This window comes from Lentzea xerophila (genome assembly GCF_051094245.1).
Taxonomy (GTDB): Bacteria; Actinomycetota; Actinomycetes; order Mycobacteriales; family Pseudonocardiaceae; genus Lentzea; species Lentzea xerophila.
The window spans coordinates 3,673,028-3,686,663 of the sequence record NZ_CP194934.1; the positions used below are offsets into that span (position 1 = coordinate 3,673,028).

The 13,636-nt window shown below is 69.7% G+C and carries 14 protein-coding genes; 5 read left to right on the forward strand and 9 right to left on the reverse strand.

What is annotated here, in order from left to right; genetic code table 11:
• Positions 1–354: 354 nt before the first annotated feature.
• Positions 355–1,332, forward strand: a complete 978-nt coding sequence (gene add, locus ACRSBM_RS17400) for an adenosine deaminase (RefSeq protein ID WP_434444471.1) — start codon at positions 355–357, stop codon at positions 1,330–1,332.
• Here add and ACRSBM_RS17405 read toward each other — a convergent pair.
• The 4 genes from ACRSBM_RS17405 to ACRSBM_RS17420 form a co-directional block, all read right to left on the reverse strand.
• Positions 1,299–1,637, reverse strand: coding sequence for a hypothetical protein (locus tag ACRSBM_RS17405; protein ID WP_434444473.1), 339 nt, complete (start codon positions 1,635–1,637; stop codon positions 1,299–1,301). The two genes, add and ACRSBM_RS17405, sit on opposite strands and share 34 nt — an antisense overlap.
• A complete protein-coding gene (locus tag ACRSBM_RS17410; protein ID WP_434444475.1) occupies positions 1,637–2,197 on the reverse strand; it encodes a DUF4240 domain-containing protein in 561 nt (186 codons plus the stop codon). The genes ACRSBM_RS17405 and ACRSBM_RS17410 overlap by 1 nt, the downstream gene beginning before the upstream one ends.
• A 374-nt stretch (positions 2,198–2,571) precedes the next feature.
• A complete protein-coding gene (locus ACRSBM_RS17415; RefSeq protein ID WP_434444476.1) occupies positions 2,572–3,153 on the reverse strand; it encodes a DUF4240 domain-containing protein in 582 nt (193 codons plus the stop codon).
• 52 nt (positions 3,154–3,205) lie between these two features.
• Complete coding sequence (locus ACRSBM_RS17420) at positions 3,206–3,772, reverse strand: DUF4240 domain-containing protein (RefSeq protein ID WP_434444477.1); 567 nt, start codon at positions 3,770–3,772, stop codon at positions 3,206–3,208.
• Between the two features lie 75 nt (positions 3,773–3,847).
• On the opposite strand from ACRSBM_RS17420, the gene hrpA reads away from it, so the two are divergent.
• Together hrpA and ACRSBM_RS17430 are read left to right on the forward strand one after the other, a co-directional pair.
• On the forward strand, positions 3,848–7,714 hold the full coding sequence (gene hrpA / locus ACRSBM_RS17425) for an ATP-dependent RNA helicase HrpA (RefSeq protein ID WP_434444478.1): 3,867 nt from the start codon (positions 3,848–3,850) through the stop codon (positions 7,712–7,714).
• A complete protein-coding gene (locus ACRSBM_RS17430) occupies positions 7,711–8,199 on the forward strand; it encodes a hypothetical protein (protein ID WP_434444479.1) in 489 nt (162 codons plus the stop codon). Before hrpA ends, ACRSBM_RS17430 begins: the two co-directional genes overlap by 4 nt.
• Positions 8,200–8,212: 13 nt before the next feature.
• Here the strand turns inward: ACRSBM_RS17430 and ACRSBM_RS17435 are convergent, their stop codons facing one another.
• Complete coding sequence (locus tag ACRSBM_RS17435; RefSeq protein WP_434444481.1) at positions 8,213–8,602, reverse strand: winged helix-turn-helix transcriptional regulator; 390 nt, start codon at positions 8,600–8,602, stop codon at positions 8,213–8,215.
• On the opposite strand from ACRSBM_RS17435, the gene ACRSBM_RS17440 reads away from it, so the two are divergent.
• The gene (locus tag ACRSBM_RS17440) at positions 8,591–8,959 is read left to right on the forward strand and encodes a YybH family protein (protein WP_434444482.1); all 369 of its coding nucleotides are present in this window, start codon (positions 8,591–8,593) and stop codon (positions 8,957–8,959) included. The two genes, ACRSBM_RS17435 and ACRSBM_RS17440, sit on opposite strands and share 12 nt — an antisense overlap.
• Here ACRSBM_RS17440 and ACRSBM_RS17445 read toward each other — a convergent pair.
• From ACRSBM_RS17445 to ACRSBM_RS17455, 3 genes are read right to left on the reverse strand one after another with little or no spacing between them, the layout of a single operon-like run.
• Entirely contained in the window at positions 8,925–9,692 is a 768-nt protein-coding gene (locus ACRSBM_RS17445) for an ATP-binding cassette domain-containing protein (protein ID WP_434444484.1), read from the reverse strand. The two genes, ACRSBM_RS17440 and ACRSBM_RS17445, sit on opposite strands and share 35 nt — an antisense overlap.
• Positions 9,689–10,687: an ABC transporter permease gene (locus ACRSBM_RS17450; RefSeq protein WP_434444486.1), complete on the reverse strand. Its 999-nt coding sequence runs from the start codon at positions 10,685–10,687 to the stop codon at positions 9,689–9,691. Before ACRSBM_RS17450 ends, ACRSBM_RS17445 begins: the two co-directional genes overlap by 4 nt.
• Before the next feature lie 3 nt (positions 10,688–10,690).
• Positions 10,691–11,701 carry a sugar ABC transporter substrate-binding protein gene (locus ACRSBM_RS17455; protein WP_434444487.1) on the reverse strand — a complete coding sequence of 337 codons (1,011 nt, stop codon included), beginning with the start codon at positions 11,699–11,701 and terminating at the stop codon, positions 10,691–10,693.
• 143 nt (positions 11,702–11,844) lie between these two features.
• Here ACRSBM_RS17455 and ACRSBM_RS17460 point away from each other — a divergent pair, with 143 nt between their 5' ends.
• Positions 11,845–12,876: a LacI family DNA-binding transcriptional regulator gene (locus tag ACRSBM_RS17460; RefSeq protein WP_434444488.1), complete on the forward strand. Its 1,032-nt coding sequence runs from the start codon at positions 11,845–11,847 to the stop codon at positions 12,874–12,876.
• Here ACRSBM_RS17460 and ACRSBM_RS17465 read toward each other — a convergent pair.
• Positions 12,869–13,636 (reverse strand): alpha/beta hydrolase, encoded by a 768-nt coding sequence (locus ACRSBM_RS17465; RefSeq protein ID WP_434444490.1) that lies wholly within the window; start codon positions 13,634–13,636, stop codon positions 12,869–12,871. The two genes, ACRSBM_RS17460 and ACRSBM_RS17465, sit on opposite strands and share 8 nt — an antisense overlap.

The window sequence follows — 13,636 nt, forward strand, 5'->3', positions numbered from 1 at the left end:
TGGAGCGCTCATTGCGACACACCGGCGGAGAGGCTGCGAACAGGCTCGCCGCGCGGTGTCGCAAAAGAGCGCAGGTGCCGGACCCACCCCAGCGCCGGATCACCCGGCGCCTCGATCTCGGTCGAGCAGGAGGCGACGAATCCGGGCGCACATCCCTTCGGCAGCGCGGCGGCGAGCGCGTGCCGGGCCGCCGGGGACGGTCTCCGGTGTCACCTGGGCCGCCGGGGAGGCTGCCCGGGCGCCACCTGGACCGCGAGGTCGCAACTGACCGAGTGGCCGCGAACCTTCCCCCACGCCCAAGCCGGGGAAGAAATGCCGGGCGCCCGGAGGTGGGCCTGGGTAGCGTCGCGGGCCATGCGTGACCTCGTGGCGTTGCCCAAAGCCCACCTGCACGTGCACCTGGAAAGCACCGTGCGCGCCGACACCGTCGCGGAACTCGCCGGGCACCACGGCGTCGAGGTGCCCGCCGCGTCCGCCGGGCGGTTCGACGGCTTCGCGCAGTTCGCCGCGCACAACGGGGCAGTGCGGGACTGCCTGCGGCGAGCCGAGGACTTCCACCGGATCGCGTACGAGTTCTGCGCCGAGGAAGCAGCGCAGGGGACCCGGTACGCCGAGGTCACGTTCACCGCGGCAGCGCACGGGGAACGGCTCGGTGATCCGGACATGCCGCTCGAGGCGGTGTTGTCCGGGCTCGCCGCAGGACAGGCCGCCCACGGCATCGAATGCCGTGTGATCGTGGACCACCCTCGCAAGAGGTCGGTCGAACGCTTCGAGGCCTCACTTCGGCTCGCGACGATGCACCCACAGGTCGTTGCGATCGGGATGGCCGGCGCGGAGGACTACCCGCTCACCCCGTTCGCCGCTGTGTTCGGTGCCGCGCGAGAAGCCGGGATCGGGCTCGTGCACCACGCCGGAGAGTGCTGCGGAGCACCGAGTGTCGCCGAAGCCGTGACCGTCGGGCTCGCCGACCGGATCGGCCACGGGTTCCGCGCACTCGACGATCCGGAAGTCGTCGCGCTGCTGCGGGACCGCGCCCTACCGCTCGAAGTGTGCCCGTCGTCCAACGTCGCGTTGGGACTGGTCGAATCCGTCTCCTCTCATCCGTTGCCACTGCTCATGGACGCCGGGCTGACCGTCACGCTCAGCACCGACATCCCCGCCACCACCGGCACCACGCTCACCGACGAGTACCGGCTGCTGCGTGAGGCGCTCGGCTTCGACGACGACACTCTCGCGCGCATCGCCACCAACGCCGTCGACGCCTCCTTCGCACCCGACGCCACGAAAACGCGGCTGCGTCAGGACATCGCGACCTGGCGCGCCGGCTCGTAACACACCAGACCGTGCCGGGACGCCAGTAACTCCACCAGGTCCAGCACCTGACGTTGCCCCGGCCACACCACGTGCACGATCACCGCGTCGACCCCCACCGTCAGCGCCTCGTCCCACGACACCGGCGAGGCGGGATCTGGTGAGGTCTGCCGCAACTCCCGCACGAACGCCGCCACCGACGGCTCGAACGCACCCAACGGCGAGGACCGCAGCTCCGCATACCGGGCCGCCGCCTCCGGGAAGGACGCCGGACCAGGAGCCCGCCACACCACCACATCGATCGGCACCTCGACCGGCACGACCATCACGCCACCTTCCCGAACAACGCACCCAACCGCGGAATCCGCGCCGAGACCTCCGCCGGATCGGCGAAATCCCACTGCTCACCCGCCGGCTCTGGAGACACCAGCACCTCCAGCCCGCGCGCGGCGAGCACCGACTCCAGATCGCCGTCGAACGCCTCGGCCGCCACGTAGTCGAGACCCTCCCAGTCCGGCCACTCCTCGTCCGGCCACGCGTGCACCCCGCCCAGCGACGCCAGCCACCGCACGTGGGGGACATCGGCCAACGCGTCCGGCGACGAGGCGACCGCCTCGAACACCGCACGGCCCCGACCCACCAGCCACGCCTGGAAGTAGAAGAACCCGTCGTCCGAGCACAACCCGCCGCAGATCAGCTCCGCCGCGTGCCAATGCGCCCACGTGTCGACCCGACGCCGCACCTCGTCGAGCCGCACCGCGAACTCCACCACCTCATCGGCAGGCAGCGCGGCCAGAGCCGCGGTGAGCCGCTCCAGCCGATCGTCCTGATCGGAGGCCTCCGCACCAGAGGACTCGATCAGGGCCCAGAACGCGTTCAGGTCCATGCCGAGCACGCTAGCGAGGGGGTCTGACAATTTTTGATGCCCCAGGATCGACGCAGGTCAGAGGGTCAAGGATGGTCATGTGGGAGGTCGGGAGGCGTGATCCGGGCGATGGTCGGCGACCTCGAACCGGCGGCAGGCGGCACGGAAAGAGGGACGCCACACAGTTGGCGAGGCAGAGACGCGGAATCGGCACGGGCGAAGACGGAACCGGCGAGAGGCGACGGGCGGCACGAACGGCTCGGTCGCAGGCGCCGAGCAGGTGTTCTGTGTCGGGAGAACACGAACGGCAGTCCGACCGCAGGCTCTGAGAACGCGAACGGCAGTACGGCCGCGGGCCGTGACAACTCGCCACAACCTGGAAGGCAACCCTCGGCTCAGGCCGCTGCCTCCGCCCCGCCGGACAGCTCCCACAACCGCGGCAGTCGCACCGCGGCCTCCACCGGCGAGTCCAGGTCCCACACCGGACCCGTGAACGGCCCCGCATCCGTCACCGGCGCATGCCCCAGCGCCGCCAGCGCGGTGCCCAGCGACCGCCCGGTCGCCGCGAAGAACGCCTCGGACGCCACCCACTGCAGCCCCTCCCACCGGGGCCACGCCGCGTCCGGCCACGACTGCGCACCCACCGCCAGCAACGTCCGCACCGCCGGCACCTCCGCCAGCGCGTCCGGGCACGACGCCACCGCCGCCAGCACCGGCCTGCCCAGTCCGATCAGCCACGACTGGAAGCCGAAGAACTCCTCCGCCGAACACATTCCATCACACACCACATAAGCCGCATGCCAGTGTGCGAACGTGTTCACGCGACCACGGGACGCGCTCAACAACGTCTCGAATCCGCAAATGTCACCCGGCGGCAGCGCAGCCAGTCGCGACGTCAGCCAGACGCGGCGTTCATACTGGTCAGAGCTGGTGGAAGCCGACTGGTCAAGTAATTCCCAGAAGACGTCGAGATCCATGACGACCACGTTATCGGCGAGGTCTGACAATGCGCGGGATCCGCCGAACGGGCTATTTTCCGAACAGTGCCCACAACCGCGGAATCCGGCGCGCGATGTCGGCCGGGTCCTCCACCTTCACGTCCTCGCCGCCCGGTGACACGTCGAACGCCCGCACCTGACCGCGTGAGGCCAGCAGATCGTCCAGCTCATCGGCCGACACCGCCTCGAACGCCGCGTCCGGCACCCGGTAGAGCGCCTCCCAGTCCGGCCAGTCCGCATCGGCCCACTCGTGCACACCGCCCAGCGACGCCAGCCGCCGCACGTGGGGGAGATCGGCCAAGGCGTCCGGCGAGGAGGCGACCGACTCCAACACCGCACGGCCCTGACCCACCAGCCACGCCTGGAAGTAGAAGAACGAGTCCATCCCGCACAGCCCGGAACAGATCAGCGCCGCCGCCTGCCAGTGCGCCCACGTGTCCACCCGCTGCCGCTGCTCGTCGAGCCGCACGGCGAAGTCGGCGATCTCACCCGCGGGCAGCAGCGCCAGCCGCCCGGTCAGCCACTCCTGCCGTTGTTCCAGGTCAGCCGTCTGCGCGACAGCGTGGTCGACCAGCTTCCAGAAGCCCCCTGCGTCCATGCGGACACGCTAGCCAGGGGGTCTGACAGTTATTGACGCGAACGATTCGCACGGCCTGACTATCCTTGAGGCCAAATGGACACCCCGCACGCTGAACTGCACAAACGCCTGCCCGAGCTCATGCCGCGTGATCAACGCCGGCTCGCCAGGCGCCTCGACGGCGCACGCAAGGTCAAAGACCCGATGGCGCGCCGCAAGATCACCGAGGAGATCGCCGCCCAGATCGACGAGGCCGCGCTCAAGGTCGCGCTGCGCAGGGAGTCCGTCCCCAAGATCACCTATCCGCAGGAACTGCCGGTCAGCCAGCGCAAGGACGACATCAAAGAGCTGATCGCGCACAACCAGGTCGTGATCGTCGCCGGCGAGACCGGCTCGGGCAAGACGACGCAGCTGCCCAAGATCTGCCTGGAACTCGGCCGCGGCATCACCGGCCAGATCGGCCACACCCAGCCCCGCCGCATCGCCGCCCGCACCGTCGCCGAACGCGTCGCCGAGGAGCTCGGCACCAAGCTGGGCGACACCATCGGCTACAAGGTCCGCTTCACCGACCAGTCCGGCGACGAGACGCTGGTCAAGCTCATGACCGACGGCATCCTGCTCGCCGAGATCCAGACCGACAGGACGCTGAGCCGCTACGACACGATCATCATCGACGAGGCCCACGAACGCAGCCTCAACGTCGACTTCCTGCTCGGCTACCTCAAACAGCTCCTGCCGCGCCGCCCCGACCTCAAGATCGTGATCACCTCCGCCACGATCGACCCGCAACGCTTCAGCCAGCACTTCGCGGGCGCCCCGGTCATCGAGGTCTCCGGCCGCACCTATCCCGTCGAGACCCGCTACCGGCCCCTCGACGAGGACGACGACCAGACCCAGGGCATCGTCAACGCCGTCCACGAACTGCAGGCCGAAGGCCCCGGCGACGTCCTGGTGTTCCTGTCCGGCGAGCGCGAGATCCGCGACACCGCCGACGCCCTCAAAGCAGAAGACCTCCGCGACACCGAGATCCTCCCGCTCTACGCACGGCTGTCCGTGGGCGAGCAGCACCGGGTCTTCCAGCGCCACACCGGCCGCCGCGTCGTGCTCGCCACCAACGTCGCCGAGACCAGCCTCACCGTGCCAGGCATCAAGTACGTCATCGACCCCGGCACCGCCCGCATCTCCCGCTACAGCCACCGCCTCAAGGTCCAGCGGCTGCCGATCGAACCCATCAGCCAGGCGTCGGCCAACCAGCGCAAGGGCCGCTGTGGCCGCGTCAGCGAAGGCATCTGCATCCGGCTGTACTCCGAAGAGGACTTCGACGCCCGCCCGGAGTTCACCGACGCGGAGATCCTGCGCACCAACCTCGCCAGCGTCATCCTGCAGATGACCAACATCGGCCTCGGCGACGTCGCGAAGTTCCCGTTCATCGACCCGCCGGACGCCCGCAACATCAACGACGGCGTCGGCCTGCTGCAGGAGCTCGGCGCCATCAACGCCGCCGAGAAGACGCTCACGCCGACGGGCCGCAAGCTCGCCGCCCTGCCCGTCGACCCCCGGCTGGGCCGCATGGTCCTGGAAGCCGACACCACCGGCTGCCTCAAAGAGGTCATGATCATCGCCGCGGCACTGTCCATCCAGGACCCCCGCGAACGGCCGGCCGACCAGCAGGAGGCCGCCACCCAGCAGCACGCGCGGTTCGTCGACAAGGAATCCGACTTCCTCACGTTCCTCAACCTCTGGCACTACCTCAAGGACAAGCAGAAGGAACTGAGCGGCAACCAGTTCCGCAAGCTGTGCAAGAGCGAGTTCCTCAACTACCTGCGCGTGCGCGAGTGGCAGGACATCTACCTGCAGCTGCGGCAAGTCGCCAAGCAGATCGGCATGCATCTGGACGACCAGCCCGGCGACCCCCGCAACATCCACATCGCCCTGCTGTCCGGGCTGCTCAGCCACATCGGCGTCCAGGACGTCCTCAAGAAGCAGGCCCCGGGCGAGAAACGCCGGCCGCTGACGGAGTTCCTCGGCGCCCGCAACGCCAAGTTCGCGATCTTCCCCGGCTCCGCGCTCGCCAGGAAACCACCGCAGTGGGTGATGGCCGCCGAACTCGTCGAGACCAGCCGCCTGTGGGGCCGCATCGTCGCCAAGATCGAACCCGAATGGGCCGAACGCCTCGGCGAACACGTCGTCAAACGCCAGTACTCCGAACCGCACTGGGAAACCAAACGCGGCAGCGTGGTCGCGTTGGAGAAGGTGACGCTCTACGGGGTGCCGATCGTCGCCGGCCGCAAGGTCAACTACGGCCGCATCGACCCCGAGCTGTCACGTGAGCTGTTCATCCGCCACGCGCTCGTGCAGGGGGAGTGGACCACGCACCACCGGTTCTTCCACACCAACCGCGCGCTGCTCGACGAGGTCGGCGAACTGGAGAACCGCGCGCGGCGGCGGGACATCGTCGTCGACGAGGAGACGCTGTACGAGTTCTACGACAAGCGCGTCGCCCCCGAGGTCGTGTCCGCGCGGCACTTCGACTCGTGGTGGAAGAAGCAGAAGGACAAGAACCAGCTCACCTTCACCAAGGAGATGCTGGTCAACGACCGCGCCGACGTCAGCCCCGACGCCTACCCCGACCAGTGGCGCCAGGGCGAGCTCACACTGCCGCTGAGCTACCACTTCGAACCGGGCAGCCGCAACGACGGCATCACCGTCCAGCTCCCGCTGCCCGCGCTCACCACCCTGGACGACGACGCGTTCTCCTGGCAGATCCCCGGCCTGCGCCACGACCTCGTCGTCGCGCTCATCCGCTCGCTGCCCAAGCAGATCCGCCGCAACTTCGTGCCCGTCCCCGACGTCGCCACCGCGGTCCTCGCCCGCATCAAGCCCGAGGAGACCAGCCTGCTCAACGGCGTCGAACGCGAGCTGCGGGCGTTGACCGGTGTCACCGTGCACCGCGAGGACTGGCAGTTCGACGCCGTCCCCGACCACCTCAAGCTCACCTTCCAGGTCGTCGACGAGCAGAACCGCACCCTCGCCGAAGGCAAGGACATCGCCGCACTCAAGGAGAAGCTGCGCGACGAGGTCCGCGAGTCGCTGTCGCAGGCCGCCGGCCACCTCGAACGCACCGGCCTGACCACCTGGGACTTCGACGCGCTGCCCAAGACCATCGAGCAACGGCAGTCCGGCATCACCGTCACCGCCTACCCCTCCCTGGTCGACCAGGGCGACACCGTCGCGATCAAGGTCCTCGACACCCCCGGCCGCCAGGCCCACGCCCACCGCCGCGGCGTGCGCAGGCTCCTGCTGCTCGGCATCAACTCCCCGGTCAAACACCTGCAGCGCCACCTCGACAACGCCGCCAAACTCGCGTTGACCCGCAACCCGCACGGCGGCGTCGCGGCGCTGCTGTCGGACTGCATCATGGCCGCCGTCGACCGGCTCATGGGCGACCCCGCCTGGGACGCCAAGTCCTACGCCGCACAGCTCAGGAAGGTCCAGGCCGCCCTGAACGACACCACCTGGGTCGTCGTCCAGGAAGTCCGCAAAGTCCTCGAAGCCGCCCACGAAGCCGAACTGAAACTCACCGGCCTCAAGGGCGCGCCGGACTCGGCCGCCGACATCCGCGCACAGCTCAACTCGCTGGTGTACAAGGGATTCGTCACCCACACCGGCTACGACCGGCTGCCCGACCTCGTCCGCTACCTCAAAGGCATCGCCCGGCGCATCGAGAAACTGCCCGAGAACCCGCGCCGCGACCTCGAGTGGACCGACAAGGTCCACCAGGTCCACGCCGAGTACCGGGAACTGCGCGCCCAGACCCCGGCCGACGAACCCGCGCCCGAACTCGACGAGATCCGCTGGATGATCGAGGAACTGCGCCTGTCGTACTTCGCCCAGACCATCGGGACCCGCTATACAGTCAGCGACAAGCGCATCTACAAGGCATTGGACGCCGTACCGCTGTGAGTCGCGACCCCGTACGCCCGCTCGAACCGGGCGAGGATCCGCTGCTGGGCACAGGTCAGGGCATCGGATTCACGCTGTTGCACAACACCCGCCCCGACGAGCACGGCCGGTTCTTCGCCACCCGGTGGTTCATGCTGCTGTTCCCGGTCGTGCCGCTGGGCCGCTACCACGTGCGGTTGGCCGGGGAGACCACCGGTGGGGGATTCACCAGCGTCAGCGTCACGACCGCCTACCAGCTGCTCGGCCGGTCACGCCTGCGGCCGGTGGAGATCCTGCGGACCTACCTGATGTTCTGGGTGGTCATGCCGGTGATGTTCGTCGGGCCGATCATCGCCGGCATCGCGCTGCAGGACCCGAACTCGTGGGACAGCGACGAGAACATGCCGCTCGCCGCCGGAGTCTCGATCCTGATGGTCGTGGTGTTCCTCGCGGCGTTCGCGTTCTGGAAGGCGAAGCTGCGGCCTGTGCGCCACCCGTGCGAGTAGACCCCGGAAGGCCTCACGCGCTCCCGCGACGGACTTCCGCGCGCTCGCCCAGCAGCGCCTCACCCGTCCGATACAGCTGCACCAGCAGCGGCCGCAGCAGCGTGCCCTTCGGCGTCAACTCGTACGACGTCCGCACCGGAAACCCAGGGGAGCGGTCACACCGCACCACACCCTGCGCCACCAACGAGTCCAGCCGCTCCGTCAGCACCTTCGCGCTCAACCGCGGCAAGCCCGCGCGTAGCTCGGAGAACGACCGCGGCCCGTGCATCAGGTCCCGCAGCACCAGCGTCGCCCACCGGCCGCTGATCGCCGCCAGCGCCACCTCCACCGGACAGTCCGCCGTCGGCTGGGACGTACGGCCGGACGCGGTCGGCACCAGCTCGCTGTCGACATGATCCTTCACCCCGCCAGTGTGGCCCGCAACTTCGCCGAGGCGTTCAACGCCAGGAACGCGGCCGCCGTCGACGCCATCTACGAACCGGGCGGGCTCTTCGTCCCCGAACCCGGCCACACCGTCACCGGCGCCGCCCGCCGTGACGCCAACCAGCGGTTCCTCGACCTCGGCCTGCCCATCGACGTCCGGCCACGCTACGTCAACGCACACGACGGCATCGCCCTGCTGATCGTCGACTGGACCATCGGCGACGTGACGGGTACCGCCACCGACGTCGCTCGCCGCGACAGCGACGGCCGGTGGCGGTACGTGATCGACAACCCCTTCGGCACTAAGGCGCCGGCGGCTCCATCGCGCCGGTCATGATCGCCACCGCGTCCGACATCGACACCGAACGCGGATCCACCACCGTCCTGCGGCGGCCGAGGCGCTGGATGTGGACGCGGTCGGCGACCTCGAACACGTGCGGCATGTTGTGGCTGATCAGGATCACCGGCAGCCCCCGGTCGCGGACCTGCAGGATCAGGTCCAGCACCGCACGCGACTCCCGCACACCCAGCGCGGCGGTCGGCTCGTCCATGATCACGACCCGGCTGCCGAACGCCGCCGCGCGCGCGACCGCCACGGCCTGGCGCTGGCCGCCCGACAGGGTCTCCACCGCCTGGCCGGGGTGCTGGATCGTCATGATCCCCAGCGCGTCGAGCTGGCGGCGGGCCTCCTCGCGCATGGCCTGGCGGTCGAGCATCCGCAGCACCGAGCCGAGCACGCCCTTGCGGCGCAGTTCACGGCCCAGGAACAGGTTCGCGGCGATGTCGAGCGACGGCGCCACCGCCAGCGACTGGTGCACCGTCTCGATCCCCGCCCGCCGCGCGTCCAGCGGCGTCGAGAACGACACCGGGTCACCGTCGAGGACGATCTCGCCCTCGTCCGGCACGACCGCGCCCGACAGGGCCTTGATCAGCGTCGACTTGCCCGCGCCGTTGTCGCCGATCACCGCGAGGATCTCGCCGGGCAGCAGCTCGAGGTCCGAGCCCGCCAGCGCCGTCACCTTGCCGTAGCGCTTCACCAGGCCCGTGGCCCGCAACACCGGGGTGGTCATGGCGTGACCTTCCTGATCCACTGGTCCAGCGACACCGCCACGATGATCAGCACCCCGACGGCCATCGTCTGCCACAGCACGTCCACCCCGGCCAGTGCCAGGCCGTTGCGGAACACGCCGACGATCAACGCGCCCAGCAGCGACCCCACGATCGCGCCGCGGCCGCCGAACAGCGACGTCCCGCCGATCACCACCGCCGTGATCGAGTCCAGGTTGTCCATCTGCCCCGCCTGCGGGCTCGCCGACGCGATCCGGCCGATCAGCGTCCACGCCGCCAACGCGTAGACCAGGCCCGCGACCGCGTAGACGCTGAGCAGCACCCGCGCCGTGCGGATCCCGGACAGGCGGGCCGCCTCGGTGTCGTCACCGGTGGCGTAGACGTGCCGGCCCCACGCGGTGTTCTTCAGCACGAACGCCATCGCCGCCACCAGCACCACCATCATGATCGAGCCGTAGGTGACGCGGGTACCGCCGAGGTTGAGCGTCTGCCCGGTCCACAGCAGCAGCGACGGCATGTCCGTGCCGCGGATCGTCGCGCTGCCCGAGTACCACAGGTTCAAGGCGAAGAACACGTTCAACGTCCCCAGCGTGACGATGAACGGCGGCAGCTTCAGCCTCGTCACGAGCAGCCCGTTGAGCAACCCGCACAGCGTGCCCACCACGAAACCCAGCACCAGCGCGGGCAGGCCGGGCAGACCGGTCTCGGCGGCCACCTTCGCCATCACGATCGACGTCAGCACCATGATCGCCCCGCACGACAGGTCGATGCCCGCCGTCAGGATCACGATCGTCTGCCCCACCGCGAGCGTGCCCACCACCGCGACCTGCTGCAGGATCAACGAGATGTTGCCCGGCGTCAGGAACCGCTCCGACAGCACCGCGAACACGACCACCGCCACCAGCAGCACCACCGCCGGCCCGATCGTGGCCTGCGCGTGCAACAGGTGCTGCAACCGCGTCAGCGGCGAACGCTCCCGCGACTCCACCACGGCCATCGGTCAGCCCCAGCAGTTCTGCCGGCCGAACGACGAGTCCTTCGACTCGACGCCGTCCACCGGCTGGTCGGTGATCAGCGTGACGCCCGTGTCGGTGTCCCGCGGCTTCGAGCCGTCCTTCGCGAACGCCGCCACCGCCTCCACCCCCAGCTGCGCCATCTTCAGCGGGTACTGCTGCGACGTCGCCCCGATCACCCCGGCCTGCACGTTCTGCACGCCCGGACAGCCGCCGTCGACCGACACGATCACGACATCCTTCTCCTTGCCCGCCGCCTTCAACGCCTCATACGCACCCGCCGCCGCCGGTTCGTTGATCGTGTAGACGAGGTTGATCCCCGGGTCCTTCTGCAACAGGTTCTCCATCGCCGTGCGGCCACCGGACGGATCACCGTCGGTCACGTCGTGGCCCACGATCCGCGGATCGGACTCGTCGCCGATGCGGTTGCGGTCCTTCACGTCGATGCCGAAGCCCTCCAGGAACCCCTGGTCACGCTGCACGTCGACCGACACCTGGTTCGGGTTGAGGTCCAGCAGCGCGATCTTGGCCTGCCTGCCGTCCTTGGCGAACTTCGCCTTCGCCCACTGCCCGATCAGCAATCCGGCTTTGTAGTTGTCCGTCGCGAACGTCGCGTCGGCCGCGTTCGCCGGTTCCAGCTGCGTGTCCAGCGCGATCACCAGCAGGCCCGCCGCCCGCGCCTTGTCCACCGACGGCACGATCGCCTTCGAGTCGCTCGGCGTGATCAGGATGCCCTTCGCGCCCGACGCGATCAGGTTCTCGATCGCGTCGACCTGCGTCTGGTTGTCGCCGTCCTGCTTGCCCGCGAACGACTGCACCGTCACCCCCGACGACGAGGCCGCCTGCTGCGCGCCCTCCTTCATCTTCACGAAGAACGGGTTCGTGTCCGTCTTCGTCACCAGCCCCACCAGCGTCGTACCGCCGGAGGACCCACCACCTCCGCACGCGGTGAGCACGAGCAACGCCGCTGCGCCGAAAACCCCGACCGTTCTGCGCATGACCACTCCTACGTCATCGTTGACGTAACCGCCCGTCCGCGTTCCCTCGATCGAGAAGGGGAGAGCGCCTACGTGAGTCAGTCAATCGGGTATACCGTTCACGTCATCGTTGACGCAAGGCTCGTCACTGGGAGTGAGCGGACATGGATCGGGCAGGCGGAAGACGCGAACCCACGATGCGCGACGTCGCGGCACTGGCGAAGGTCAGCACCAAGACCGTCTCCCGCGTGATCAACGACCTGCCCGGCGCCGGCGCCGAGGTCGCCGACCGCGTCCGCGCCGCCGCCCGCAGCCTGGGCTACCGCCCGAACCTCACCGCCAGCAGCCTGCGCCGCTCCGACCGCCGCAGCGCCACCATCGGCGTGCTGTTCGAGGACCTGTCCAACCCGTTCGACTCCGCGCTGCTGCGCGCCGTGGAGGACCGGGCCCGCCACCACGGTGTGCTCGTGCTCGCCGGCAGCAGCGAGGACGACCACACGCTGCAACGCGAACTGCTCGTCTCCCTGGCCGCCCGGCGCGTCGACGGCGTCGTCGTCATGGCCGCCGGCGGCCACCAGGACGCCCTGCAGCAGGAACGCGAACGCGGCACCCCGATGGTGCTGGTCGACCGGCCGCCCACCTTCGGCGGCACCGACTGCGTCACCACGACCAACCGCGACAGCTCCCGCGACGCCGTCCTGCACCTGGCCGCGCGCGGCCACCGCGACATCGCGTTCCTCGGCGACCGCCGCACCCTGTGGACCAGCCAGGAGCGCTACACCGGCTATCTCGAAGGCCTCGCCCACGCCGGTCTCACGCTGCGCGACGAGCTCGTCCACTCCGACCTGCACGGCGCCGGGCTCGCCGAGACCGCCACCGCGGCGCTGCTCGGCCTCGGCCGCCCGCCCACGGCGTTGTTCACCGCGCAGAACCTCGTCACCGTCGGCGCCATGCGCGTGCTGCGCGCACGCGGCCTGCAGCACCGCGTCGCGCTTATCGGGTTCGACGACTTCCCGCTCGCCGACATGCTCGAACCCGGCATCACCGTCGTGCGCCAGGACGTCCCCGGCATCGGCCGCAAAGCCGCCGAACTCGTCTTCGCCCGCATCGACGGCGACACCTCACCACCCGTGCACGCCGTCGTCCCCGCCACCCTCGTGCGCCGCAGCTCCGGCGAGATCGCGCCCGTCAGCTGACCGACAGCACCGCGTCGATCACCCGCGGACCCGACAGCAGCGCCTCGTCGTTGTGATCCGCGCCCGCGACCTCGATCAGCTTCGCCCGCGCCGCCGTCGCCACCTCCCGGCTCTGCGCGGGCGGCACCACCGAGTCCGCCGTGCCCAGCAGCACCACGGTCGGAACGTCCAGGGCGGACACCCGCTCGACCACCGGGTACTTGTCCTGCAACAGCATCTTCACCGGCAGCCACGGGTAGTGGTGCGACCCGACCGCTGCGAGAGAGGTGAACGGCGAGCGCAGCACCATGCCCCTGGGTGCGCGATAGGTCGCCAGGCCGACCGCCACCGCCGCGCCCAGCGACTCGCCGAAGTAGATCACCGGCCCGTCGATCAGGTCCAGCGCCGCCCGCGCGTCGTACGTCAGACCCTCCTCGCCCGGCGTGCCCGGGCTGTCGCCGTAACCGCGGTAGTCGAACAACAGCACCGACAGACCGCGCGCCGTCAGCTCACGCGCCAGCGGCGCCCGTCCCGCCCGGTTGCCGCCGTTGCCGGGGAACACGATCACCGTCGCGGGAGCGTCCGGCACCTCGAAATGCCACCCGCCGAGCAACAGACCGTCCGCCGTCACCAGCCGCACGTCCCGCCCACCGGGCAGAACCTCCTCGGCGGACGGCAACGGACCAGGGGAGGGGAAGTAGACCAGCTTGCGCTGAAAGGCGAAGACCACGGCGACGATGGTGACAACCACCGCCGCCGCGATCAACACCGCCCTGCGCAT